The sequence below is a fragment of the Leptolyngbya sp. BL0902 genome, assembly GCF_016403105.1.
Classification (GTDB): domain Bacteria; phylum Cyanobacteriota; class Cyanobacteriia; order Phormidesmidales; family Phormidesmidaceae; genus Nodosilinea.
The window spans coordinates 3652111-3677751 of record NZ_CP046155.1; the positions used below are offsets into that span (position 1 = coordinate 3652111).

18 protein-coding genes, 1 tRNA gene and 1 other RNA gene are annotated in these 25641 nt (G+C 58.2%); 13 read left to right on the plus strand and 7 right to left on the minus strand.

Going from position 1 to position 25641, the window contains the following annotated elements; all coding sequences use genetic code 11:
- Positions 1 to 147 precede the first annotated feature (147 nt).
- The gene (locus GFS31_RS16230; protein WP_198805813.1) at positions 148 to 1617 is read left to right on the plus strand and encodes a hypothetical protein; all 1470 of its coding nucleotides are present in this window, start codon (positions 148 to 150) and stop codon (positions 1615 to 1617) included.
- A gap of 4 nt (positions 1618 to 1621) precedes the next feature.
- Positions 1622 to 2359, plus strand: coding sequence for a C40 family peptidase (locus tag GFS31_RS16235; protein WP_263974858.1), 738 nt, complete (start codon positions 1622 to 1624; stop codon positions 2357 to 2359).
- Here GFS31_RS16235 and GFS31_RS16240 read toward each other — a convergent pair.
- Positions 2356 to 3798, minus strand: coding sequence for a sensor histidine kinase (locus GFS31_RS16240; protein ID WP_198805814.1), 1443 nt, complete (start codon positions 3796 to 3798; stop codon positions 2356 to 2358). The genes GFS31_RS16235 and GFS31_RS16240 overlap by 4 nt on opposite strands.
- Before the next feature lie 245 nt (positions 3799 to 4043).
- Here GFS31_RS16240 and GFS31_RS16245 point away from each other — a divergent pair, with 245 nt between their 5' ends.
- The 5 genes from GFS31_RS16245 (at position 4044) to arsH (ending at position 7609) form a co-directional block, all read left to right on the plus strand.
- Positions 4044 to 4361, plus strand: a complete 318-nt coding sequence (locus GFS31_RS16245; protein ID WP_198805815.1) for a DUF3155 domain-containing protein — start codon at positions 4044 to 4046, stop codon at positions 4359 to 4361.
- Positions 4362 to 4665: 304 nt separating this feature from the next.
- A non-coding RNA gene (gene ssrS, locus GFS31_RS16250) (6S RNA) lies at positions 4666 to 4849 on the plus strand.
- A 144-nt stretch (positions 4850 to 4993) separates the two neighbouring features.
- On the plus strand, positions 4994 to 6649 hold the full coding sequence (gene lnt / locus GFS31_RS16255) for an apolipoprotein N-acyltransferase (RefSeq protein WP_198805816.1): 1656 nt from the start codon (positions 4994 to 4996) through the stop codon (positions 6647 to 6649).
- A gap of 44 nt (positions 6650 to 6693) precedes the next feature.
- Positions 6694 to 6783: transfer RNA gene (locus tag GFS31_RS16260), tRNA-Ser, on the plus strand.
- Positions 6784 to 6952: 169 nt separating this feature from the next.
- A complete protein-coding gene (arsH, locus tag GFS31_RS16265; RefSeq protein WP_198805817.1) occupies positions 6953 to 7609 on the plus strand; it encodes an arsenical resistance protein ArsH in 657 nt (218 codons plus the stop codon).
- A 39-nt stretch (positions 7610 to 7648) separates the two neighbouring features.
- Here the strand turns inward: arsH and GFS31_RS16270 are convergent, their stop codons facing one another.
- The 3 genes from GFS31_RS16270 to GFS31_RS16280 all read right to left on the minus strand — a co-directional run bounded on the left by GFS31_RS16270 (position 7649) and on the right by GFS31_RS16280 (position 9869).
- Positions 7649 to 8965, minus strand: coding sequence for a permease (locus tag GFS31_RS16270; protein WP_198805818.1), 1317 nt, complete (start codon positions 8963 to 8965; stop codon positions 7649 to 7651).
- A 194-nt stretch (positions 8966 to 9159) separates the two neighbouring features.
- On the minus strand, positions 9160 to 9402 hold the full coding sequence (locus GFS31_RS16275) for a thioredoxin family protein (RefSeq protein WP_198805819.1): 243 nt from the start codon (positions 9400 to 9402) through the stop codon (positions 9160 to 9162).
- Positions 9403 to 9443: 41 nt separating this feature from the next.
- Positions 9444 to 9869, minus strand: coding sequence for a heavy metal-responsive transcriptional regulator (locus GFS31_RS16280; protein ID WP_198805820.1), 426 nt, complete (start codon positions 9867 to 9869; stop codon positions 9444 to 9446).
- Positions 9870 to 10201: 332 nt separating this feature from the next.
- Here GFS31_RS16280 and ftsH2 point away from each other — a divergent pair, with 332 nt between their 5' ends.
- The gene (gene ftsH2, locus GFS31_RS16285) at positions 10202 to 12088 is read left to right on the plus strand and encodes an ATP-dependent zinc metalloprotease FtsH2 (RefSeq protein WP_198805821.1); all 1887 of its coding nucleotides are present in this window, start codon (positions 10202 to 10204) and stop codon (positions 12086 to 12088) included.
- A gap of 553 nt (positions 12089 to 12641) precedes the next feature.
- Here ftsH2 and GFS31_RS16290 read toward each other — a convergent pair.
- Positions 12642 to 15695 (minus strand): CARDB domain-containing protein, encoded by a 3054-nt coding sequence (locus tag GFS31_RS16290; RefSeq protein ID WP_198805822.1) that lies wholly within the window; start codon positions 15693 to 15695, stop codon positions 12642 to 12644.
- 344 nt (positions 15696 to 16039) lie between these two features.
- The gene (locus GFS31_RS16295; protein WP_225907460.1) at positions 16040 to 18091 is read right to left on the minus strand and encodes an ABC1 kinase family protein; all 2052 of its coding nucleotides are present in this window, start codon (positions 18089 to 18091) and stop codon (positions 16040 to 16042) included.
- A gap of 395 nt (positions 18092 to 18486) precedes the next feature.
- Between GFS31_RS16295 and recN the strand changes: the two genes are divergently transcribed.
- The 3 genes from recN to GFS31_RS16310 all read left to right on the plus strand — a co-directional run bounded on the left by recN (position 18487) and on the right by GFS31_RS16310 (position 22466).
- On the plus strand, positions 18487 to 20409 hold the full coding sequence (gene recN, locus GFS31_RS16300) for a DNA repair protein RecN (protein WP_198805823.1): 1923 nt from the start codon (positions 18487 to 18489) through the stop codon (positions 20407 to 20409).
- Between the two features lie 136 nt (positions 20410 to 20545).
- On the plus strand, positions 20546 to 20854 hold the full coding sequence (locus tag GFS31_RS16305; RefSeq protein WP_198805824.1) for an RNA recognition motif domain-containing protein: 309 nt from the start codon (positions 20546 to 20548) through the stop codon (positions 20852 to 20854).
- Between the two features lie 91 nt (positions 20855 to 20945).
- Positions 20946 to 22466, plus strand: coding sequence for a YcjF family protein (locus GFS31_RS16310; RefSeq protein WP_225907461.1), 1521 nt, complete (start codon positions 20946 to 20948; stop codon positions 22464 to 22466).
- Positions 22467 to 22501: 35 nt separating this feature from the next.
- Here the strand turns inward: GFS31_RS16310 and GFS31_RS16315 are convergent, their stop codons facing one another.
- On the minus strand, positions 22502 to 23953 hold the full coding sequence (locus GFS31_RS16315) for an MFS transporter (RefSeq protein ID WP_198805825.1): 1452 nt from the start codon (positions 23951 to 23953) through the stop codon (positions 22502 to 22504).
- A gap of 295 nt (positions 23954 to 24248) precedes the next feature.
- On the opposite strand from GFS31_RS16315, the gene GFS31_RS16320 reads away from it, so the two are divergent.
- Both GFS31_RS16320 and GFS31_RS21090 read left to right on the plus strand, forming a co-directional pair.
- Positions 24249 to 24776 carry a phosphoribosyltransferase gene (locus GFS31_RS16320; RefSeq protein ID WP_198805826.1) on the plus strand — a complete coding sequence of 176 codons (528 nt, stop codon included), beginning with the start codon at positions 24249 to 24251 and terminating at the stop codon, positions 24774 to 24776.
- Between the two features lie 454 nt (positions 24777 to 25230).
- Positions 25231 to 25509 carry a hypothetical protein gene (locus tag GFS31_RS21090; protein WP_225907462.1) on the plus strand — a complete coding sequence of 93 codons (279 nt, stop codon included), beginning with the start codon at positions 25231 to 25233 and terminating at the stop codon, positions 25507 to 25509.
- Positions 25510 to 25641: the final 132 nt, after the last annotated feature.

Sequence of the window (25641 nt, forward strand, 5' to 3'; positions counted from 1 at the left end):
TAGGCGTTTAGGTTTAGGCCAGAGGTGGCTAAAATTGGCCTCCTAGCCGTTCTCAATACTTCCTACCTACCCCAGGAGTTATATGCTACTCCTGGGGACAGTCCTCCTGAAAAACAGTGGTGACTGTAAGATTTACAGGGGCAACCTATGAACTTTCCGATCATATTAGATATTGCGCTGGGCCTCGTCTTCGTGTTTTTTGCGCTCAGCCTATTGGCCAGTGAGCTTCAGGAGATCATTGGCACGCTGTTACAGTGGCGGGCAGAGCATTTAAAACAGTCCATTGAGATTCTGCTGTCGGGCAATGATCGAGAAAAAGACGCGACCGCCCAAGCCCTCGCCGATGCCCTTTACGAGAGCCCCTGGATTCGCAGCCTGAACCAGGAAGCTAAGGGGCGCATTGCCCGTTCCTTTCGAGGGCTGCTTCACCTGATTGGTCGCATTTACCGTGTCCTAACGGGAACCCGTAATGTCTTTGGGGTGGGTAAAACCAGCGGCCCCTCCTACATTCCCTCCGAAGCTTTTGCCAACAGCTTGCTGGAGCGAATGCAGTTGAGTCAGCTTTGGCAGGTCTTGGCAGAGGAACGGCTGGCTACCTTTGCGGCAGAGAAGGTGATTTTGCCCGTTAGTAATATTTTGAGCGACCTCAAAGCTAGCACCGGAAATGAGTTTTTGCTGAACGCTGAACTAAAGCAGTTTGAGCAATCGGTTCAGGTCATTTTGGCCGACTTTCGCAGTGGGGATGTCTCCCTATCAGAAAGCGTTGATCGCATCGTGCGGCGGCTGGAGGACTTTGCCCTGATGGCGCGGGATATTCTGCCCGACAACCATCCTCTCACCGAAACCTTTATGCGGCGTCTAGAGTACATCAGGCGCGGCTTTGCTAGCACCTCTGCCGAACGCGCCGCCCTGCTGGGCAAACTGCGCCCCAGCGTGGCTAACCTGCTGGATGTGTTTGATACGGGCAGCACCACCTACCGCGAACTGCGCCGTCTGGCGGAGGGCAACCATTCCAGCGCCCAAGCCCTGGTGGATCGCCTGGAAGCTGCCGCTATCACCCCCGCCCTGCGAGCCAGCCTCGCCACCCTGGCCCGCAAGGCCGAACTGGTGACGGATACGGCCCAAGGCCAGGTAGCTCAGTTCAGCCGTGAGATTGAAACCTGGTACAACCGAGGTATGGATCGGGCGACGGGGGTCTACCGCCGCAATGCTAAGGCCGTAGCCCTGATGATTGGCATCGCCACGGCGGTGGCCATCAATGCCGACTCCTTCCACATTGCCAGCCGTCTCGCCACCGACCCTGTGCTGCGAAATTCGGTGGTGCAGGCTGCCGATCAGCTGGTGGTTGAATCCTCTGGCGACTTGAACCAAGACCTTACCCAAGTGCGAGAGTCCGTAGACCAAGCCCTTGAGAGCATTCCCTTCCCCCTGGGCTATAACGAGGTGGTGCTAGAGCAGCAACGACAGGCTGAGGCCGATTGGCCTATTCCCCTGGTGCAGCGCCGTTTTTTGGGCTGGTTGGTGACGGGATTTGCCATTTCCATGGGGTCTACCTTTTGGTTCAACGTGCTGAAAAAAATCGTTAACGTCCGCAACACGGGCGATAAAGGAGCCTAGCCCCTTGCCGCAGTCCCCCCTGTCACAGTCCCCTGGGCCGCAGTCCCCAGATTCCCTGCTCACGGCGGCAGAATACCGCTGTCGTCGCACCCTTAATCTTTACAAAACCCCCGATTTAGACGGGCTTGTCACCCAGGCGGCGGCGGGGCGGCACCTGCGAATTCAGGTCTCTCCCCCGTCGGAGGCTAGCGCTAGGGCGCTTTCGGTACAGCTTTGCGAAGACGGCTATCCGGGCTGGATTGGCCTGCGGCAAATGAGTGCCCTCGCCCCCGCCCCGGAACCCTATCGCCCAGTTGCCTTAGATCGCTCGGCTATTGTGGAGCGGCTACCCCAGGTCATCGCCTTTGCCCAGGCTGCCATGGCTCAGGCCAATGTCTACCTGTGGGGGGGTACCGTGGGGCCAAACTTCGATTGCTCTGGGCTGATGCAAACCGCCTTTGCCTCGGCGGGCATTCGGCTTCCCCGCGATTCTTACCAGCAGGAAGCCTTCACCCAACCCATCGGCTGGGATGAGCTAGAGCCGGGGGATTTGGTCTTTTTTGGCACCCCCGAACGCACCACCCACGTAGGACTGTACCTGGGGCATGGCACCTATCTCCACAGCTCCGGCAAAGAGCAGGGGCGCAACGGTATCGGCCTCGACTCCCTTACGGATTTATCGGATCCGGTGAGCCAAGCCTACTACCAGCAGCGTCGCCGCCCCGGACGGGTGATGGCCAGCTACCATCCAGCCGTGGCCTAGACCTGGGCCAGCCACGCCATGAAACAGACCCCCGGCCCTTGTTCGGACGAGGCTGGATCCATGAGATCCGCCAAGGCCCGTTGATACTCCTGGGGCACAGGGCTAATCAGATCCAGACGGCCCCCCATCGCCGCCATGAGTTCTTGGGCAATGGCCAACCCCAGCCCAGTGCCGGGGATATCGCCCTGGGCCTGAACGCCGCGAAAATGACGCTCAAAAATCCGGCTCTGATCCGCCAGCGGAATCCCCGCGCCCGTATCCCCCACGGCCAGCCCTTGGAAGGTTTGGCCCTCCACCACTTGGCTCAGCCCTGCCACTACCCACACCGTAGCGCCACCGGGGGCATACTTCAGAGCATTGTCGATCAGGTTGCTGAGAACCTCTGTAAGGGCTTTAGGATCCATCCATACCGCTGGCAAGTCCGGGGGCAATTGTTCCAGCAGATACAGCCCCCGCTCCTGGGCAATGGCCATGGCCGATGGCAGTAGCGGCCTGACCTGATCCACCCAAGATCCGGCTACCCGTTGCAGCGGTCGCCCCCACCGTGGGCCTTCAGGAGGCTCAACCCCAGTCTTGGAATCCGTCCCCCCCGATTCTGGTAACAGCAGCCCCCCTCCAACCGGGGGAAACTGCCCCTGGGGCCGCTGGTTGGGCGAGTTATCCGCCCGCAGGTCGTCATCTCCCTGGGCTAGGGCGTCGTCAAAGGTTTGGGCCAAGTCCTGCAACCGCCGACTTTCCCGCACAATGCCCTCGGCGATGGGCTGATTGGGATCGTCCTCCGGGATACGCTTGACCAGCAACCGCCCAAAGGTTTGCAGCGCCGTCAGAGGGTTACGAAACTGGTGCAGCAAATCGTGGAAGGTCTCCGACTGAGACGCCTGGGCCAGGTGACGCTGCTGTACCTGCTGCTGAAACCACTGCCCCCGCTGATCCAAAATCCAGGCCAGCGCGAGGGTGTTGGCCACCTGATCCGCCTGCCGTTGTTCCTCCCGGCTCCAGATAGGGGTCGGGCGATGGCTCACCAGCATTCCTAGCGCCACACCCTCATGGATTAGAGGCCGCACCAAGGGCGGCACATCCGTTGCCCCTGGGGGAGGCTCCGTCAAGGGCGCAGGGTGGACAGACGGAGGGCCAGGGGTGGCCGCGTCAGCCCTCGGATGGCCGTAGGGTGGGCTTTCATCGGTCAGCGCAACGTAGGCCGTGCTCGCATCAGGGCGACTTGAAGACTCCGACGGGTCTAGGGTTGTCAAGGACTCTAGCCGATTTGCCCAGGGATGTTCAGTTTCGGGGTAGGCCACCAAGGGCACTAGGGAGATCCCCGCCCCCCCATCCCCTTGCTCCGCTAGGTAGACCACCGTTGAGCTGGCTCCCAGAAACTGGGCCAGCAGCGTAATCTGCGACTGGCACAGGGCAAGAAATTCGGGGCTGGCAAAGGCCATAATTTTGACCCAACGAAAGAGTATGACGAGAGAAAAATTAAAGTTTTGTCAAATTTTTAACAGTTCTGTTCAAGGCTGATCGGGGCGTTTATGCCTCAATGCCTTACCACATGAGGGCTACAGCAGCACAACTCTAACTTTTAAGAGAAGTTGAAATTCTCATATCAAGCCTATATACTTGGCCTGGTTCAACAATTTGTAATCAAAACTACATCCAAATATCTACAGAGAGGGAGGTAGGTAACTTGGCTAGGAGACGCAAGCGCAAGAGCCGTCGTCGATTGGAAGGTCGCCGGATTTTAGAGGCTGTTCCTCAGTATAGTATTGAGAGCGGCAACGAAAAACCGGTCACTGCTGCTCGGAACTTCATCCACTCCGAAGGTATCGCCCCCCCGGCGCTCCTCCTTGTAAAACGGAATGAGCACACTACGGATCGGTACTTCTGGGCTGAAAAAGGTCTCTTCGGGGCTCAGTACGTTGAGGAAAATCACTTCTTGTTCCCCAGCCTACGGGCTTTGCTAGGCGAAGAAGAGGATATTCCAGTGGGTACCGCCGCTCGCTAGAAAGATTCTTAGCACTATGGGGGATTCCCCCAGAGCAGGTCTTCGGGCCTGCTTTTTTGTCTCTGTTGTCGTCTATCCGTTATCGTCTATCTGTTGGCCATGGATCGGTGAGGTGCCTGGGCTCAGGCCAACTCACGGGAAAGCCTTGCTGGATGGGTGAGCACAGCGTAACCCATGCTAGTCAAGGGGTTGATACATTGTGACCACATCGAACCATTCGCCGTAATGCTCTACCCTAGCCCAGAGTGCTCCGGCCATCCCAAACCATTCCCCAAACTCCATCGGTTCGCTATGATGGAAACAGGGTCTACTACGGCGTTGGTGACTACCAACAATGTTTTACGATCTATATTTCTTCTCAACGGGAGCTGAGCTGTGTCGGCGGCAGTAGACCGAGCCTGTACTCGGAAACTTCAAGCCTGACGCCAAGGCACCCACCTGGTTTTTCCAGGTCGAAGGCTGAGGTAAGACGGCGTTGCGGTAGATCCTTTCAAAATTCCTCCGTTGATTTCGGTCGGCGGGGGAATTTTTGTAGGCGGCGTTCTCGGTCTTTATGATGGGAACTCTGTGATGAGTTAGAACGCTGTGATTAGAGCGTTGTACCGTTGAAACCGTTCTCCCCTCGGCCCCCTATGCCCCAGTTCCTCGGATCACCGCCGCTACCCATGACGGCCAAAGCTCCCCCCCACCGCTGGCCCTGGGGGAACCTGGGCTGGGTAGGGCTGAGCGGCCTGTTGATGGCCATGGCCCTGCCGCCCCTAAGTGGGTGGCCCTTGGCCTGGGTGGCGTTGGTACCCCTATGGTGGGTGGTGGTGGGCAGCGGGGGATGGCGGGCCGCTGCGGGCTATGGGCTGCTGTGGGGCATTGTCTATTACGGTCTTTCCCTCGTCTGGATTACTCACCTCCATCCCCTGATGTGGATGGGTATTCCCTGGGCGGGCAGCATCGCCATTGCCCTGGCTGCTTGGGGCATCATCACCCTGTGGGGGTCGGTGTGTATTGCCCTGTGGGGGGCGGGGCTGTGGTGGATGGCGCGTCGGTGGCCCGATGCGGTGCTGTGGCGCGTGTTGGCAGCAACGGCCCTGTGGTGTTTGGTCGAAACCCTGCGGAACTACAGCCCCCTGGATTGGTCGCCCCTGGGCCTGACCCAAAGCCCCAATAACCTGTGGATTCTGCACTGGGCAAGGCTCTCTGGGCCAACCACCCTGACGGCCCTGCTGGTGGCGGTCAATGGTCTATGGGCAGAGGCGGTCTCTTCCCAGGGCTTCCGGCTAGGACGATTAGGACTGCCCCAGAACGTCCGGGGGGGACGGCGGCATGTGATCGGGCTGGGGGTGGGGCTGCTGATTCTGAGTCACGGACTGGGCTGGGTGATCTATCAACGCGCCACCCCTGCTAACCCTGACCAAGCCTTGACCCTGGGCCTGGTGCAGGGCAACGTGCCCACCCGCGAAAAACTCACCCCCGCCGGAATTCGGCAGGCGATGACCACCTACACCGAAGGCTACCAAGCCCTCGCCGCCCAAGGGGTGGATGCGGTGATCACGCCGGAGGGGGCTCTACCCGTGATCTGGCGAGCGGGGGATCCGCTGGTCGCTGCCCTGAAGCAGACTGTGGCCCAAACGGGGGTGCCCCTGTGGCTAGGCACCTTTGCCCCGGTGGAGGGCGAACCCCGCCACTATACCCAAAGCCTGCTGGAACTTCGCCCCGATGACTCCGGCCTGGATGAGCCTCGGTTCAGTGACCGCTACCACGCCCGCTACAACAAAGTACAACTGGTGCCCCTAGGGGAATACATCCCCTTCGAGCCCGTGCTGGGGCGCATCATTCAGCGCCTATCGCCCCTGGGCAACTCCCTGGTGCCGGGGCAACGGGGGCAGCGGTTCGAGACCAGCCTCGGCCTCGTTACCGTCGGCATTTGCTACGAATCCGCCTACAGCCGTCTGTTTCGCCAGCAAACCCGCCAGGGGGCCAGCTTCATCGTCACCGCCTCCAACAACGACCCCTATCCCCCCGGCATGATGGCCCAACACCACGCCTTTGACGTGCTGCGAGCGGTGGAAAGTGACCGCTGGGCCGTGCGCGTCACCAATACGGGCCTCTCTGGCCTGGTGGACAACCACGGACGCACCCAGTGGATTGGCCCACCCCAAATCGCCCTGTCCCATGCCGTCACCCTTGACCGTCTTCAAACCCAAACCCCCTACATCCGCTGGGGCGACTGGCTCTTACCCTTACTGGTGGGCGGTAGTGTGCTGCTGGGGTGGCCTCTTCTCAAAAAACGCTAGTCGTTGGTTCAGGTCTCTGCTACACTTGTTCAAGGTTAATCCTTGGAAGCGTGGCTGAGTGGTCGAAAGCGCCTCCCTGCTAAGGAGGTAGGGGAGTAAACCTTCCCTCGTGGGTTCAAATCCCACCGCTTCCGTTTTTACAATTAAGACTCTTCCCCCACGGCAACCCGAGGGTGGGTTGTTGAGATTTCTAATTGAGGGCTTGATTCGTCCAAGGTCTAGCTTGGGTGTTTCTGAGTTAGGTCGCTTGATCCAGGCCATCCGTTACAATGGCCGTGGACAGCTTCAACATCGACCTTGGCCATGCCTGATTCTCAGCCATCCACCCATCCTCCTCGAATTTTGTTCTTGTATGGTTCGCTGAGAGATCGATCCTATAGTCGGCTCCTAGCCGAAGAAGCGGCCCGCATTATCGAAGGCTTGGGGGCCGAGGTGAAATTCTTTGACCCACGGGGATTGCCCCTCCATGGCGCAGAACCCGACACCCATCCCAAGGTTCAGGAGTTGCGGGAACTTTCCCAGTGGTCGGAGGGGCAGGTGTGGTCTAGCCCGGAGCTGCACGGCAACATCTCTGGGCTGATGAAAACCCAGATCGACTGGATTCCCCTGTCCATTGGGGCGATTCGTCCTACCCAGGGCCGCACCTTGGCGGTGATGCAGGTGTCGGGCGGTTCTCAGTCCTTCAATGCCGTCAACACCATGAGAATCCTGGGCCGCTGGATGCGGATGTTCACGATTCCGAACCAATCCTCGGTGGCCAAGGCCTATCAAGAATTTCACGAAGATGGCACCATGAAAGACTCGCCCTACCGCGACCGGGTGGTGGATGTGATGGAGGAACTGTATCGCTTTACCCTGTTGCTAAGGGATCGGGTGGATGAACTCACCGACCGCTACAGCGAACGCAAGGCCGCCGCCGCCAAGGAAGTGGAACAGACGGCCCAAAAAGCGCTTCAGTAGTCAGGGGTGATCCCTAGTTTAGGGTGGCTGTTTTGAGGATTAACCCCACACCGCCCCGTAGACAATCCCCGATAGCGTTGCCATCATTACCACCAGCGCCACAAAGACCGCTGTTTTTTTCGTGCCCATAATACTGCGAATCACCAACATATTCGGCAGCGACAGGGCGGGGCCAGCCAGCAACAGCGCTAGGGCAGGGCCTTGGCCCATACCATTGCCAATCAATCCTTGCAGAATCGGCACTTCGGTGAGGGTTGCAAAGTACATGAAGGCTCCGGCCAAGGCGGCAAAGAAGTTGGCAAGCAAGGAATTGCCGCCCACCGCCCAGATAATCCACTGAGCAGGAATCAGTGCTTCTTGTCCAGGGCGACCGAGGAGTGCCCCCGCCACCAGCACCCCGAAAAACAGCAGCGGCAGAATTTGCTTGGCGTAGTCCCAGGAGGACTGGAACCACTCCCCCGCCTCGTCCTTATCCGTACTGGTGAGCCAGGAAAGACCGATTACCGCTGCCCCAAAGGCCACCATGGGCTGGGCCGCAAACTGGAAGGCCAACACTGTCGTTACCCCGGCCACTAGGGCCACTTTGCCGGGGTTCAGATTTAGCCAGCGGATCAGCATCACCGCCAAGGCCACCCCCAGGGCTCCGGTGAGCCACCATTTCGCGCCGTAGATCGCTGCCCAAAGGCCCACGGTTTCAGCGGGTTTAGCCCAGTTGGCAAAGACCAAAGTCCCCACCATCACGCCAAAAAATAGGGCATTTTGCCACAGGGGACGGGCCACCTCTGGCTCTGGCCATCCGGCCTGGGCTTCGATTTTCTCCAGTTCTTCCTTGCGGAAAATGAACGCCATCAACAGACCAATCACCACACTGAAGACAATCGCCCCTACCGCCCGCGCCATGCCAAGCTTCAGCCCCAGCACCCGCGCCGTCATAATAATTGCCAGCACGTTAATGGCAGGGCCAGAATAGAGAAACGCCGTCGCAGGGCCGAGGCCAGCCCCCATGCGGTAAATGCCCGCAAATAGCGGCAGCACCGTACAAGAACACACCGCCAAGATGGTGCCCGACACCGACGCCACCCCATAGGCCAGAACTTTGTTGGCGTTGGCCCCCAGGTATTTCATCACCGAGTCTTGGGAGATGAACACGGCAATCGCCCCGGCAATGAAGAAGGCCGGAATCAAGCACAGCAGCACGTGCTCTTGGGCATACCAGCGCACTAAGTAAAGCGACTCAAACACCGCATTCCGCAAGCGTTCTGAGTTCTGGATGGCCTCCACGGGTAGGTAAAAACAGGCGAGGAACCCCGCCACAATCCACAGCAGCGGCTTCCATTCCGATTTCCAAATAGGCATAACAACCCTCCTCCCCAAGCTGGCTGGGGATCCTGTGGTGTAAACGGTTTAAAGACGAGTGATGTCAAACCCGGCGAGCGTCCCCCAATACCCAACCCGTCAAACCGTAGGGGCAAGGTCTCCTGGTCTATCTGGGCCGGGGACGTCTATCAGGGGGATGATGGGTAATGCCCACCCTACGGGGTGGTGGTTGCTTAGCTGGGCAGTAGGGCTTCGATGTCGGCGGGTTCTAGCAGCTTGCCCTGGCTGAGGACTTTGCCGTTGATGACGAGGGCCGGGGTTTTCATCACGCCGCGTTTGACGATTTCCATGGTGTCGGTGATGTGAGACACCTCGGCTTCTAGCTGTCGATGCTCGATGGCGGCCTTAGCGTTGGCCTCTAGCTGGTGGCACTTCTTGCAGCCCGTGCCTAAAATTTCAACCTTCAGGGTGGTCATAGCCTTTGTCTTCCTTGCATAACGTGTTTACATTGCCTGATTTAGTCCGGCGAGACCGAAGCCATCAGCGAATGGGCCTGAAACACCACGCATTGCTTCCCCTCGTCAGGTTGGGCCACTCCTCGCTGACACTGTTCTAACAACGGGCTAAGCTGCGCCTTGAGCAATTGGAGCTTGTGGATGGTCTCATCCAACTGCTGCATTTTTCGCAGCAGCCGATCCTGCACCTCTCGGCAAGACAGCCGTTGGCCATCCTGCAACGCCAGCAGTTCCTTGATGTCGTCCAGGCTTAGCCCTAGGGTTTTAGCCTGGGTGATAAAGGTGAGGCGATCCAAATCTACCTGGTCGTAAAGGCGATAGCCCGCCGCCGTGCGCTGGGGGCTGGGCATAAGGCCAATCCGCTCATAAAAGTAGAGGGTCTGAGGATTGAGGCCCAATCGCCGGGAAACCTCACCAACCTGAAACATGGAGCTGCCTCGCCTGGGACGTTACCCTCCAGCCTACTGCTTATACCTACGTATAAGGTCAAGGGTTTAGGGCAAATATCGCAGAATCTGACCTATCATTTGCCCCAGTCCCGCAGGTTACGTTAAATTAAGTAAAGATTTCGTCTCATACTTTTTAATTTAGACGGTAGTTCGGCGAGTCCCTTGGCAACGATTCCCTGCTTTCCAGGCATGATGGACATATCTGTTAACCCAGTGAGTTAGGAATTTGGGGCCGTGGCTCGGTAGATCCCCACCGCTGCTTTAGTCAACGCCGATAAATCTGTGCAAGTCGTGAATAGAGGCCATTGGTTATGAAATTTTCTTGGAGAGTAGTCCTACTCTGGACCCTGCCGCTCCTGGTTGTGGGGTTCTTCCTGTGGCAGGGGGCCTTTTCGGGCGCTCCCGCCGATATGGGGCGCAACGCAGCCAGCACCCGCATGACCTATGGCCGCTTTCTAGACTATCTGGATGCCGGACGGGTGACAGCGGTGGATCTCTACGACGGGGGCCGCACCGCCATCGTAGAAGCGGTGGATCCTGAGCTGGACAATCGGGTGCAGCGCTGGCGGGTGGATCTCCCCGGCAACTCCCCCGATCTGGTCAGCCGTCTGCGCGACTCTAACATCAGCCTAGATTCTCACCCCCCCCGCAACGATGGGGCGCTGGTGGGTGCCCTGGGCAACCTGTTGTTCCCCCTGCTGTTGATTGGTGGATTGTTCTTTTTGTTCCGCCGCTCTGGCGGTGGGGCGGGTGGCCCTGGTCAAGCCATGAACTTTGGCAAATCCAAAGCCCGCTTCATGATGGAAGCCAAAACCGGGGTGATGTTCGACGATGTGGCTGGCATTGATGAAGCCAAGGAAGAACTGCAAGAAGTTGTCACCTTCCTGAAGAAGCCCGAACGCTTCACCGCCATCGGTGCCCGCATTCCTAAAGGTGTGCTGCTGGTTGGCCCTCCGGGAACCGGGAAAACCCTGCTGGCCAAGGCCATCGCTGGGGAAGCCGGGGTGCCCTTCTTCTCCATCTCCGGTTCTGAGTTCGTGGAAATGTTCGTCGGTGTGGGTGCCTCCCGCGTCCGCGACCTGTTCAAAAAAGCCAAGGACAATGCCCCCTGCATCATCTTTATTGATGAAATTGACGCCGTGGGTCGTCAGCGGGGCGCAGGCATCGGCGGCGGCAACGACGAACGCGAACAAACCCTCAACCAACTGCTGACCGAAATGGACGGCTTTGAGGGCAACACCGGGATCATCATCATTGCCGCCACCAACCGCGTGGATGTGCTGGATTCCGCCCTGCTGCGTCCCGGTCGCTTCGACCGTCAGGTGACGGTGGATCCCCCCGATATCAAGGGTCGCGTGGAAGTACTGGAAGTCCACGCCCGCAACAAAAAGCTGGCCGAGGACATTTCCCTAGAGACCATCGCCCGCCGTACTCCGGGCTTCACCGGGGCCGACCTGGCCAACCTGCTGAACGAGGCCGCCATTCTCACCGCCCGCCGCCGCAAGGACGCCATCACCATGGCCGAAATTGACGACGCCGTGGATCGCGTCATCGCCGGGATGGAGGGCACGCCCCTGGTAGACAGCAAGAGCAAGCGCCTGATTGCTTACCACGAAATCGGCCACGCCATTGTGGGCACCCTGGTGAAAGATCACGACCCGGTGCAAAAGGTGACGCTGATTCCTCGCGGACAGGCCCAAGGTCTGACCTGGTTCACCCCCAGCGAAGAGCAAATGCTGATCTCCCGCGCCCAAATCCTGGCCCGCATCACCGGAGCCCTGGGTGGCCGCGCCGCTGAGGACGTGATCTTTGGCGATGCCGAAGTCACCACCGGGGCCGGAAACGACCTGCAACAGGTGTCGAACATGGCCCGCCAAATGGTGACGCGCTTCGGTATGTCTGACCTGGGGCCGCTGTCCCTGGAAAGCTCTCAGGGCGAAGTATTCCTCGGTCGCGACTGGCTCTCCCGCTCGGAGTATTCCGAGGAAGTGTCCTCCCGCATTGACGCCCAGGTTCGCGTTATCGTAGACCAGTGCTACGAAGATGCCAAACGCATCATGCGCGACAACCGCGCCCTGATCGACCGCCTGGTGGATCTGCTGGTGGAACGGGAAACCATCGACGGCGACGAGCTGCGCCAAATCGTCTCGGAATACACTGTGGTTCCTGATAAGCAGCAGTTTGTGCCCCAACTGTAGGTCATAAACTGGCTAGATAACTGAAAGGCTCGTCTATCTAGGCGGGCCTTTTCTATTTTGAGAGCTGTCTAGATTCAGGGCGAAAATAGCACCTCCGCCACCGACCCCACCCAATTCCCCCGTCACTGGCCCGATGGCAGCAATGATCGCCCCCGTTCGGTCACGGTGATCATCACCCGCAACGACAGCTGCACCATCGCGGTGTAGGGTCGTCGGCCATCTGATCATGGCGATGTCTGGGGTCTTAGCACCCAGCTCAGCGCTATCGGGTAACGCCTAACCTAGTCGAGAAACCCATAGGCGGATAAAGACCAAGGCATTCGTGTGGGTTAGACATTGCTCACACACCAAGCGGGAAGAAGGTCAGGGGTGGGTGCAGTTGATGGGGCAATCATGTCATGGCCATAGGTCTATAAATCCGCAGACCCATAGGCTATCTGCCCACAAAAAGCCTGCCGAACGGGAGAGCGTCCCATCCCGGCAGGCTGTGAACTTCAGCCAAGATCCCTCCTTCAACAGGAGTGGCCTAGGCTCACCCTACGCGCAGAGTTGCTTAGGTCAAGGTAATGGCAAAGGAACTGACGTTATTGGTCTCATCGCGTTCTATGACTCCGTTGCTAGAGTCAGCCACGACAACCAGGAATTTCTGCCCTGGGCTCCAGACAGGATTAGGACTTTGTCCTGGTTCCAGGGTCAAAAGTGCGCTGATTACACCACCATTTTCTAGAACGTCGCCCTCAACCGTACTTGTTCCCAGGAACACCGCACTACTCAGGCCACTCAAGCTGGTAATCGGAGTATTAGACAGATAGAATGCCGTCGTTACCGATCCGCTGGTGGTAGGTCTGGGGCCTTGGTTTTGGACGAAGTATCGCACCGTAATTCCATCCACCGAGGAGGTCATCCCAAATTCGGTACCCGAAACTATCAGGTCAGGGCGGTTCAAGTTAGGCAAGACCGAGAGTGAAATAGCCTGGACATTGTTGTTTTCGTTAGACTCTGTCACCAAACGGTTATCGTCCGCCACCACCAGAATGAACTTGTTGCCCAGGCCGTAGGCATCCAAATAGGTAAAGGTAAATTCTTGGAGGCCGCTGGTTTCAAAGGAGGTCAGATTGCCAATCTCTCGGCTGCCAAGGAATTGATCCGTCGCTGGGTTAAAGACTGCGTCGTCTGAGATATAGAAGCCCAGGCGGCTAATCCCAGAGGCATCTTCCCCTTGGTTTTGAACGGTGGCGCGTACGGTTAGTTGTTCATCCACCGTGACGGTGCTGAGGGAGGATGTGGCGCTAGCAACCAGCAGGTCAATCCCCGGTTGCACATCCAGAGCCGTGAACTGAAGGAAGCTGACGTTGTCCTCATTGGTTTCAAAGACGTTGTTGTCAGCATCGGCGACAAAGAGGACATAGTAGGTTCCCGCCGGCCCAGTGTGGGTGTAGGAGCCAAAGTTGAGGACTGCTGTGGCGCTGTTGCCGCCCAGGGGCAGAATGAAGGCCCCACCAATTTCGATATCGTTATCGTCTAGAACCGTATCGGTTGAGATGTAGGCCCGCAACCAGGTGCTGGTTCCCGAAGATGTCCCTCCCAGGTTTTGAACCTGAGCCGATAGATTAATGGTATCCCCTGGCAGCACGGTGGTGCGAGACAGGCTGGGATTCAGCACCGCGAGGTCAATGTCCTGAGGCTGTTCCACCTCAATCTCTTCCCTCCAAACGTTGTTGTTCTCGTTGGCCTCTTCAATCGCGTCTTCCACATCCAAGACAAAGAAGAGATTCTGGGTGCCTTCCCCAAAGTCTGACGTGTAGGTGAAGGTTAGACGAATGCTGGTCTCTTCCCCGGTATCGAGGCGGCCAACGGGCGCAGAGGTGACAGGCCGAGCCGTTGCAATATCAAACTGGTTGCCATTCACCCCAAAGTCTGACGTGTAGACCGTCAGGGTGGTGGGGGCCGCCACCGTAGTGCCCTGGTTCTTCACGAGCACCGTCACCGTGATCGGTTGGCCCACCGTAATATTGGGGAAGGGGCTACCGACGGGAGGTGTCACGCTCGTAATGGTGAAGTCTACGTTGATGGCCGGAGCCACATTAATATCAAACTGGGTGATATTGTTGGTTTCGCCGTCGCCCGTCTCACTCACCTCATTGGCACTATCCACCACAACGAACAGATACTTCTGGCCATCCCCGAAGGACTCTAGGTAGGTAAAGGTAAAGGTGTCGGTAAAGCTTTCTTGACCGGGCAGCGATGCAATCCGACTCTCCACCACGATCCTGCCGTTGGGGTTGAAGGTGGGAGTATCCGACAGGAAGACCCGCAGGAGGCTGGCCCCCGCCTCTTCGCTCCCTTGATTCGCCACCGTTAGGGTTAGGCTTACGGGCAGGCCCGCCACCCAGGTCTCCGGCAAGACCGGATTTTGCAGCACCAAGTCAACGTCCGTCGGCGCGTTGGAGACCACCTCAAAGGATTGGCTCAGGAGGTTGTTGTCTTCCCGACTTTCTGTCACTGCGCCAGCTGCGTCCGCTACCAAGAGAAGATTTTTCGTGCCGCTGTCGCCCAGCCTGTTAACAACATCCGCGTTGTAGGCGAAGGTGCGGGTAAAGGTGGCCGATTGCCCTGCCCGTAGGGCTCCAACACTAATGCTGCCGAGCAGTTGATCATTACTGCTGACCGTGGTGTCGTTGGAGAGGTAGTACCTAAAGGTGCTGGGGACAGCGGTTCTGGTGCCCTGGTTCGTCACGCTGAAGCGGATGGTTGCTGACTCTCCAACAGTCAGGCTAGCTGGCAGTCCGGTCAGGTTTTCCACGGTGAGATCGGGCAATCCACCCCGCGCCTGGGCCATAGGCAGCCAAGCCGTACCGCGATTGGCCAAAATGCTTCCCGTCACGCGGCGAGTTCCATTCATCGTCCACAGCGACGTCCGCCCGGTCGGTGCGTGCCAGAGGAGGAGGTCATTGTTGCCGTCATTATTAAAGTCACCTGTGCCGCTGAGTCGCCAACCAGAGGCCGTAGCCACAGCCTGGGGCGATCCCACCTGATTTGTGCCATTCATGGCCCAAATCTCAACCCTCCCAGTGGATTGGTTCATCCAGACCAAATCATCTCTGCCGTCACGGTTAAAGTCAGCCACTGCGCCAACTTGCCACTCGGCTGGGCGAGTTGTGATCAAGGCACCACTCTGGCGAACGGTGTTGTTCATGAACCACACACGCAACTCTTGATTGGTCGTGTTGTTCCAGAGAATATCGGTTTTTCCGTCGCCATTAAAGTCACCTACCCCTACGGGTCGCCAGTTGAGCGACGCCGTTTGGATGGCAATCCCGCGAACGCGATTCCCTAGGGTATTCAATTCCCAGGTTGTCAGATCACCTGTCCTTGAGTTGTGCCACAACAAGTCGGTGACGCCGTCACCTGTAAAGTCAGCAGCTCCTACCAGATTCCAAGGGGAGGCCACCGTCGTTGGCAACTGTCGCTCAGCGATCTGAGTCTGATTCTCCATGGTCCACAGCGAGATTTGGCCCCCTGTAGTGTTCCGCCAGAAAATATCAACAAAGCCATCTGCATTAACGTCGCTGCCGGGGAAGGTGGGGCCAGAGGGTGTCGTGGTCATGATCAGGGTACTCCCAAGGGTAGGTGCCACTTACTGGGCTAAGGGTACCCTCAATGTAGCCAAAAACTATCACTGCCCTTTACCGTAGGACTGTGGATCTTCACAAGTGCTAAATCAATCGTTTCAGCACAACTACGGTGAAAAAACGATCTTTGTAAAAACATCATAAAGGTATTGGCCCACAGGCGAAGCTTGCTAAGGCCATGAACGCCTTGCTGGCTAGTCGTTTTCAAGTCTATGTCTAGACACGCCCTCCCCTAGACGCTGGCAGCAGTCCGTCCAACCTTGCTCCCCAAGATGGCTCTAGACGCAATTTTTCCTCCGCGTAATTGCGGAGAGCGTAACTACCGGACGCTGAGGGACTGGGGCGCAAGGCCATACTCTGGAGTGGTCTCCTCCATCAGTACGGTGCGGATGAATCGGGCTAGGGCACGCTGGGCAAGGCCAGAGACGACCTGTTGGCCCATTGTTTGGGTTTCGGGCTTGAACAAAACGGCGGGAATGCGGGTAGCGACCTTAGCGGCATCAAACCCCTGGGTATCTTTCACGATCTCCAGAATCCGCAGCAGGTGGCTGAGGTCACTGTTGGGATTGGGCGCGACCGCAACCGGGGTCTCCTTGGGTTTGAGGCCGAGGCGGCGCTGTACCGAATTGGTGACGGTTTGCAGGGTGTTTTGACCCAGCAGATCCAGGCTGTTCACCAGTTCCGATACGATGCGATCCCGCAGGAAGGAACCCCGGTCGGAAAACAGGAATTCTAGGGTTTGGTCGAGGACTTGATCGAGATCGTAGTCGTCGTTGCCCCGGGCGTTGCGGAGCAGGTTTTCGAGGCGGTTCCAGCGGAAGCTGCCGTCTTTAAATAAAAGATCTTGCAAGGATGACCGCAGTTCGGGGGAGGGATCCGTCAGCAGGCGCTTGGCCACGTAGGGATAGGCTTTGCTGAGCACTTTGAATTCAGGATCCACGTTGATGGCGATGCCCTCCAGCGTCACCAGGGAGCGGATGATTAGGGCGTAGTAGGCAGGAACCCGGAAGGGATATTCGTACATCAGGGCAGAAAATTCGTCGGTGATGCTCTTAAAGTTCAGCTCCGCCACGCTGGCCCCCAGGGCGTTACTAAACACCTCCGACAGGGCGGGGATGATCGGCGTGAGGTCGGTGTCGGGGGTGAGGAATTCCAGTTTTACGTAGTCTCCCGCCAGCCCCTCAAAGTCGCGGTTCACCATGTGCACCACCGCTTCGATCAGGCCATAGCGCTGCTGGGGTTTAACTTCGCTCATCATGCCGAAGTCGAGGTAGGCGAGTTTGCCATCGGCCATGGCCAGCAGGTTGCCGGGGTGGGGATCGGCGTGGAAAAAACCGTGCTCTAGCAACTGCCGTAGGGAGCACTGAACCCCCACGTCGATCATGTGGGTGGCGCTGATGCCGAGGCGATCCAACTCGTCGATGCGGGTGAGCTTGATGCCGTCGATCCACTCCATCGTCAGCACCCGCCGCCCGGTGTATTGGGGGTAGATGTGGGGCACGTAGATGTCGGGCAGATGGCCGTAGAGTTGGCCGAAGCGCTGGGCGTTTTCCCCTTCGTGGGTGTAGTCCATTTCCTCGAAGATGCGCTCGCCAAATTCGTCCATGATGGCGACCAGGTCACTCCGCACGCGGGATACCCGACGGGTGACAAACTGGGCCAATCGGCGCAGGATGAAGAGATCCAGCGTGATCCGGCCCGCCAAACCAGGGCGCTGAACCTTCACAGCCACGGCTTCCCCGGTTTTCAGGCGACCTTTATACACCTGTCCCAAGGAAGCGGCGGCGACGGGATCGGGCGACAGTTCGGCATAGATTTCGTTGGCGGGGGCACCCAGTTCCACCTCAATAAAATGGAGGGCGAGGTCGTTGGAGAAGGGCGGCAGTTGGTCTTGCAGGCGGGTGAGTTCCTCTAAAAACAGGGGCGGCACTAGGTCGGGCCGGGTCGAAAGGGCTTGGCCAATTTTGATGTAGGCGGGGCCAAGGCGGGTCAACATTTCCCGCAGTTGAGTGGCCCGCTGCTGTTGGCGTTCTTCACTGCGTCCGCCACGCCGATCTAGCCAAAGCTGAGCAAAAAAAGTGATTAACGGCAAGAAAATCGCCACAAACCGCGAGATCACCTGAAACGGACGCTTGCGGTAGTAGGCGGCGATGGTATCGGGGTCGTAGCCCACCCCCTCGAAGGGATCCTGGCGGTTGGGCCGTCCGGCGTTGGCATAGCTGGCATTCTGGGATCGCTGGGCCAAGGACAGCACCTCAACCACGGGTTCGCTGTCTACGGTAATGGTGGCTACCGCATCTTCACGGCCACGAATCTTCCCGATGGAAGAGGTTTCTGCTGCCACGGTCTCTGCTGCCACGTTAGAAGTCATAGTTAACCCAGTGCTAGAGCCAGGAGATGCGGAGCTAGGGCAAATCAACTCCGAAGTCTTCCCGTAAACTATTGTAACGGTGTCTTGGCAGGCGGACAGTGTAGAGTACCCAACCATGGGTCGGGCATATCCGCCCTAATGTTCTGAATAATTGAGCCCAAAGTCCCTGATGGCCCTCTCCATAGTCCCTGCTGGCCCTCTCCCTAAATCCCTCTCCCAATTTGGGAGAGGGACTTTGAAAGGCTTCTGGCTCCCCTCTCCTCCCTGGGAGAGGGGCTGGGGGTGAGGGCCAATCCCAGCCAAATCGCCTGTTTATGACCTGCACGATCCCCATCCAAAGTACATTCGCACTAAGTATTCGTACTAAAATCAAGGCTTAGCCTCTCCGTGGCCCTATGCTGACCGCCCTTCGTATTGAAAACTTTGCCCTCATCGACGCCCTGGAAATTCCGCTCCAGGCGGGGCTAACGGTGCTGACGGGGGAAACTGGGGCGGGCAAGTCAATTATTTTGGACGCCATCGACGCAGTGCTGGGGGGCAAGGTGAATGCCCGATTAGTGCGCTCCGGCAGTGATAAAGCTGTCCTAGAAGCCCGCTTTGCCCTGTCGGTGGGGTTAAAGGATTGGTTTACGCAGCAGGAGTTACCGATTCCTGAACAGGCCGTCACCTGTCGGCGGGAAATTACCCTGGGCAAGGCGTCCGTCCGCAGTCGTTCGTTTTTGAATGACCAAGCGGTGACAAAGGCCCAGTTGGAATCCCTGCGGCAGCGCTTGGTGGAAATTACGGCCCAGGGCCAGACGGTACAGATTGGGTCGAGCGACCGTCAGCGGGAATGGCTGGATGGTTTTGGCGGAGAAGCCATCGCCCAACAGCGTCAGCGGGTGATTCAGTCCCACGAAGCCGCAATCCAGGCCAAACGTCGCCTAGAGGCCCGTCGCAAGGCGGATCAAGATCGGCAAGATCGTCTGGAACTGCTGCAACTGCATCAGCAAGAACTCACCCAGGCCGCCCTGGACGACCCCGCCGAACTGGAGCACCTCCACCAAGAGCAGCAGCGCCTCACCCACAGCGTTGACCTGCAACAGAACAGCTACCAGACCTACCAAATCCTCTACGACAGCGACGCCGGGGCCGGAGCCTGTGCCGACCTGCTGGGCAAGGCCGAGGGCATTCTCATCGATATGGAGCGCTACGATCCGGCCATTACCCAAATCCTGACCCTAGTCAGCGAAGCCCTCACCCAGGTGGAGGAGGCCGGACGCGCCATCAACGCCTACGGAGCCAGCCTAGAGGCCGATCCCCAGCGGTTGGAGGAGGTGGAGGAGCGCATTCGCACCCTGAAGGGGCTGTGTCGCCGCTTTCACCGCACTCTGCCGGAGCTGATCGCCTACCGAGATGAGGTGAATCAAGCGCTGGGGGAACTGTCTGGCGAAGGACAATCTATCGAGGCATTGGAGGCGGACTATCAAAAACGTCAGGAAACCCTGATAAAAGCCTGCGCCAAGCTGACCGACCTCCGCCAGAAAACCGCTCAAGCCTTGGAAGCCCAACTGATCGCCGAACTGAAGCCCCTGGCCATGGAGCGGGTGCAGTTTCGGGTGGATCTCCAGCCCGCCGCCCCTGGCCCCACCGGAGCCGATGCCATTCAGTTTTTGTTTAGCCCCAATCCGGGCGAACCGCTGCAACCCCTGGCAGAAACCGCCTCTGGGGGGGAGATGAGCCGTTTTCTGCTGGCCCTAAAAGCCTGCTTTTCTCAGGTGGATGCGGTGGATACGCTGATTTTTGACGAAATTGATGTGGGGGTTTCCGGTCGGGTGGCCCAGGCCATTGCCGAAAAACTGCTGCAACTGGGCCAGCGTCATCAAGTGCTGTGCGTAACCCACCAACCCATGGTCGCCGCCCTGGCCGATGATCACTGGCACGTCAACAAACAGGTGATTGGCGAAGAGGCCACCGCCCCAGATCCCAAAACCGCCAAGTCCCGAAAATCTCGTCAACCCAAGGGCAAAACCAAGGAGAGTGCGGCAACGAAGGATCATGTTCAGGACGCCCTCAACGATCCGAATCCACAGAATCTTGACACCAAAACGAAGGCTGACTCCAAGGCTATCGATCCAGCAAGCGCCAGCGACGAAACCGCGATTCGTACCGTGGTGAGAATTGCGCCCCTCAGCCTCGACCAACGGCGGGAAGAACTGGCCCAACTGGCGGGCGGTGCCACCCATCAAGACGCCCTTTCCTTTGCTGAGGCGCTGCTCTCCCAGGCGTCGCAAATTCGCGCCAAAGTCTCCAGAAACCCGATTCAAGACAAGGTGTGAACTGGGCTACTGCCATTTCAAAGGTGATGGGCTATTATGTCAGCAAATGTTTTGCAAGGATTGTGGAAGGGGTGCATCCTACCCCGGAAGCCGTGCAACATTCACCAACCTGCGACGTTTTGGTTCGGAGAGACTCGTGACTATTTACATTGGGAACTTGTCCTTTCAGGCTTCTGAGGACGATATCAAGGACGTATTTGCCGAATACGGCGAAGTCACCCGCATCAGCCTGCCCATCGACCGGGAAACCGGACGCAAGCGCGGCTTTGCCTTTGTAGACATGGCCGACGAAGCAAATGAAGACAAGGCTATCTCTGAACTTGACGGGGCAGAGTGGCTGGGTCGGGAACTGCGGGTGAACAAAGCTCGCCCCCGCACCGATGACGGTGGCAGCGGTGGTGATCGGCCTAACCGCAGCAACCGATTCTCCCACAATCCGCTCTAGTCTCTGGCCCTAGGGCCATCCTCACACAAGGTCGGGAGTTTTTGGGAAAAGCAGAGGCGTGGTGGATGCGTCTCTGTTTTGTAGTACCAATATGAAACGATGGCGATGGTTGGCGGCGGGGGGCGTGCTGCTGGGGCTGCTGCTGGCGGCGCTGGTGTTGCTCGATTCCCTCTCCCGCATTTATGTGACCCTAGGGGCGGTATCACCTGTGTTGGCCCAGGTTGCCCTTTGGGTCTTTGTTTTGGTGGTGATTGCCTTGGTAGGGCTGGGGATCTACTCCCTTTGGCCCTTTTTGCGTCCCCGGCGGCGGCGGGTGGCCCCTCCCCAACCCCGCAGCGCCACCGAAGCTGCCAGCCTTAACCTAGAGGCGGTGCAGCGACAGGTTGAGCAGCTTCAGGATCAGGTGGCACGGCAAGCAATTTTAGAGCAAACCCAAGCCCTCCAGGACTCCCTCTACCAGGGCGACTTGACCCTAGCGGTGTTTGGGGTGGGTTCAACGGGCAAAACGTCGCTGATCAATGCCTTGGTGGGCGAAACCGTCGGCAAAGTTGGCGCAACCCTCGGCACCACCCAAACGGAACAAACCTACGACTGGCAACTGCCCCAGGTGCCCCGTCCTCTGCGGTTGATTGATACCCCCGGTCTTTCGGAAGCCGGAGTGGCCGGAACCGAGCGGGAACAGGCCGCCCGTGCCACCGCCGCCCGTGCGGATTTGATCCTCTTCGTCGTCGATGACGACCTGCGCCAAAGCGAATACGCCATCCTGCAAGGCTTGCTGAGCCTGGGCAAACGGACTTTAGTTGTTCTCAACAAGGCGGATCGCTACCCTCGCCAGGATTTAGAGGCGTTGCTAGACCGATTGCGCTCTCGCCTAGTGCCGCCCCTCAGCGAAGACGACGTGGTGGCCATTGCCGCCCAGCCCCAACCCTTGCCCCAGGTGGGCGGTGGAGTCGTGCAAATGCGGCCCAACTTTTTCCCCTTAATGGCCCGTTTAGCGGACGTGCTACGCCAGGAGGGGGATAGTCTCATTGCCGATAATCTGCTGCTGCAAAGCCAACAACTGAGCGACCAAGCCCGTCGCCTGCTGGAACAACAGCGCCAAGCCCAGGCCGACGCCATCATCGACCGCTACCAATGGCTTGGGGCCGGAGCCATTGCCCTGACGCCCCTGCCGGGATTCGACTTTTTGGCCACCGCCGCCATCAACGCCCAAATGGTGGTAGATCTCAGCCGCGTCTATGGCTGTGAGGTGAGCCTAGAGGAAGGCAAAGCCCTGGCTCTTTCTCTAGCTAAGACGCTGACCGGATTGGGCTTGGTGAAAGGCACAGTGGACTTGCTGTCGTTGGGGTTGCAACTGAACTTGGCCACCGCTGTCGCCGGACGGGCTTTGAAGGGAGCCAGCGGCGCATACCTCACCCGCATTGCCGGAAAAAGTTTTGTGGAATACTTTCGCCAAAACCAAACCTGGGGCGATGGCGGCATGGGGGCGGTGATCGAAGAGCAGTTTCGGCTGAATCAGCGGGATGCGTTGCTGAAAGCCTTTGTGCAGGAAGCGACCAGCCGACTGGTGCCGCTGATTCAGCAGATGCCGATGGGGAGAGGGGGGGAGTAGGGAGTAGAGGGAGTCGGGCGTAATCGCGCTGGGTATTATTCGTCGCTCGATGGCTCGATTTGGGAGCGGTGGCGTTCGGCCAGTTGCAGCAGGATTTCTTCGTGCTTTTGGCGGGTGATCGGGTAGAAATAGGCCAGCACCAAAGCCAGCACCAGCAGCACCATGGGCACGGGGCCGATGAATACCCGAATGGCGAGCAGGGCCGAATCGGGTTGGATCACGTCTCCGGCCACCTGAGTCACATCCGGGGAAACAAAGCCCGATAGCTCTAGGGCATAGCCCACTAGCAGCAAGCCCCCGGCAAGACCCACCTTTTGCAGCAGAGTCATAAAGGCGTAGAACACCCCCTCGCGCCGTTGCCCAGTTTGCAGTTCGTCCAGTTCAATCACATCGGGCAGCATGGCCCAGGGCACCACGTAGGCCGCTGCGACGCCAAAGCTAATCACCACGCAGAGCAGGTAAAGGGCCGCCACCTGACCGGGCTGTACCAAGAAAATCGCAATCTGAGCAATGATCCACGTACCGATGCCCGCATAGAACGCCTCCTGTTTGCCGTAGCGACGGCTGAGCCAGTTGATCGCTACCATCATGGCGATGGCCGTTCCTTGCACCAGCAGCGCCGCCAAAAAGTAGGACTCCATACCCATCCAAAACGTGGTGTAAAAGGGGATAACGCTGGCAGTCATTTGCAGGGCCAGCCACGCGAACAGATAGATCCCCACCACGTACAAAAAAGCTCGGTTGCTGAGGACGATTTTGATCTGCTGAAGGAAGGGCAGGTTTTCGGCGGCGTTGGGGTCGGCGGCGGGCTGCAAGGCACCCCGATCTGCGGCGTAGGGATAGGTGCCGATCACACACCACAGCAGCGGCAGCACCGACAACACGCTGCACACCGCCGCCAAAACGAGGTACTGCTGGCGAGAATCCTGAATTAGATTGGAGATCACCAACCCCAAGGCTAGGGCCGAAATCGCCCCGGTGAGGGAGGATCCCAATCGAAAGGCGGTGAGTTCCGTGCGTTCATCGTAGTCCTTGGTGAGTTCAGCGGTGAGGGTGGTGTAGGGCAGATTCACCACGGTATAGAACACCTGGAACAGTAGGGACATAATCACGTAGTACCAAAATCGTGCGGCCTCGCTCTGGAAACCGGGGACAATCCACGTCAGGAAAAACGTGAGGCCAAAGGGCAAAGCCCCCAGGGCAATCCAGGGATAGCGGCGTCCCCAACGGCTGCGGGTGTTGTCACTGAGGTAGCCGATCAGCGGATCATTGATGGCATCCCACACGCGGCCAATGGCCAACACCGACCCCGCCGCCACCGGGCTAAGCCCCGCCGTGGTAGTCAGAAAAATTAGAAATGAGAAGGCCAATAAATTTGCGGTCATCCCAGGGCCAATATCCCCAGCCCCAAAGGCCAGCTTCCCCGCCAGGGAAAAGGGCCGAGGCGGTGAGGGTAAATCCGTTGGGTTAGAAAGGTCAGAAGCCATAGCCGCAGGTACCACGCTAAAGAACAGATCCAGAGCGGATCAAGACACCGATCACGATGCAGATTAAGACAGCGACCTCAGTGTATTATTTCCCCATTGCCCGTGGTCGCTGCGCCTGCCAGATTCAAAACCGTCGTCTGGCCAAGGATAGCCAAGTCCGGCGGGAATGACGACCTCATTTTGCTCAACGACTGTCTCGGCAATTAGCTTGACTGACCTGCGCGCAGATCGCCGATCTAGCCCTGATTGTCTTCTTTCTCTGACGTTTTTCTCCGTATCTTCCTAAGCAACGGCCATGGCAGACTTTTACGTAAGTTGGGACGATTATCACCGCGACATTGAAAAACTAGCGATTCAGATCTACGAATCTGGCTGGGACTTTAATCAGATCGTCTGCTTGGCCAAGGGCGGGCTGCGGGTGGGCGATACCCTTTGCCGCCTGTTTGATGTCCCCCTGGCGATTCTCTCCACCGCCTCCTATGGCGGCAGCGATGGCCGCACCCGAGGCCACATCACATTCTCCCGCGACCTCAGCATGACCACCGCTGGCCTGGGCAACCGAGTGCTCGTGGTGGATGATCTGGTGGATTCGGGCCATAGCCTAGATCGCTCCCTGGCTTGGCTAAATGCGAAGTACGGCTTTTGCATCGAAGAAATGCGCACGGCGGTGCTGTGGTACAAAGCGGTCTCCTTCGTCAAGCCCGACTACTACGTGGAGTATTTGGCCGACAATCCCTGGATTCATCAGCCCTTTGAACGCTACGAAATGATGACTCCAGAAGACCTAGTCGCCAGCTACGCCAACCCCGCCGAGCCCACCTAGATCCGCCTCCTACTGCGGACTAAACCACCCCCAGATCTCCCTGCGGAGAAGAGAGAAGAGAGGTCTAGGGGGTACGCTTGGTGCCTGGGTTTAACGCTGCCCTAAGAAAAATCTGGTTCTGAAGGGCCTTAATCTGGAGCGTGCTGCAATACTACTAAATCCGGCTCATGTGCCCCCGATATTATTAGCGAGCCAGGAGACCTTGTCCCTACCGTTGGCGGGGTTAGGAATCGGGGTTCCTAACTCGGATTTGGTAGGACGCCCCAGGTTAAGGCCATGCGTAGATTGAATGCATGACTGTGAAATCCTGGCAATAGGGAAACTTAGGATATTGCCTGAACAAAGCTAAATTCTTTCTGTGGAAGAGCTGCCAGCTTTATGAACGTCTGTTACAATGTGTAACATAAAGCTTCCATAGATAATCCTTTACGCAAACAGCTTAACCTTGCTCTCCATGCTTCTCCTCATCCTGGCTATTGTGATCGCCCTTGTGGCCTGGGCCCTCCGCCTGATGGAGCAAGCCGTTAAAGGTCAGGAATTTTCTTTGATGCTGGCAGGGTTTCTGGTCGCCTCCTCAGCCGCCGCCATGATGGCCGTCTACTTTCTCATGGGCAACTACATGGTCTACCTCCACCAAAGCCCCCTCTCTGCCGCCCATCTAGACTATATCTCCACCGCCTTCGTGGATGGGGACGGCACCATGGCTCCCCTGTGGCTGGTCGAGGCAGATTAGTATCTGTAAGTTAGCCCAGAACGGCCATCCCACCAGGCAATTCTCCCCACCAAGGTAGCCAGCGGCCCCAGGTAGACCCCTGGGCTGGCAAGAGCCCTGTGGGCGGTGTAGGATGCCCACAGGGTGATGCCG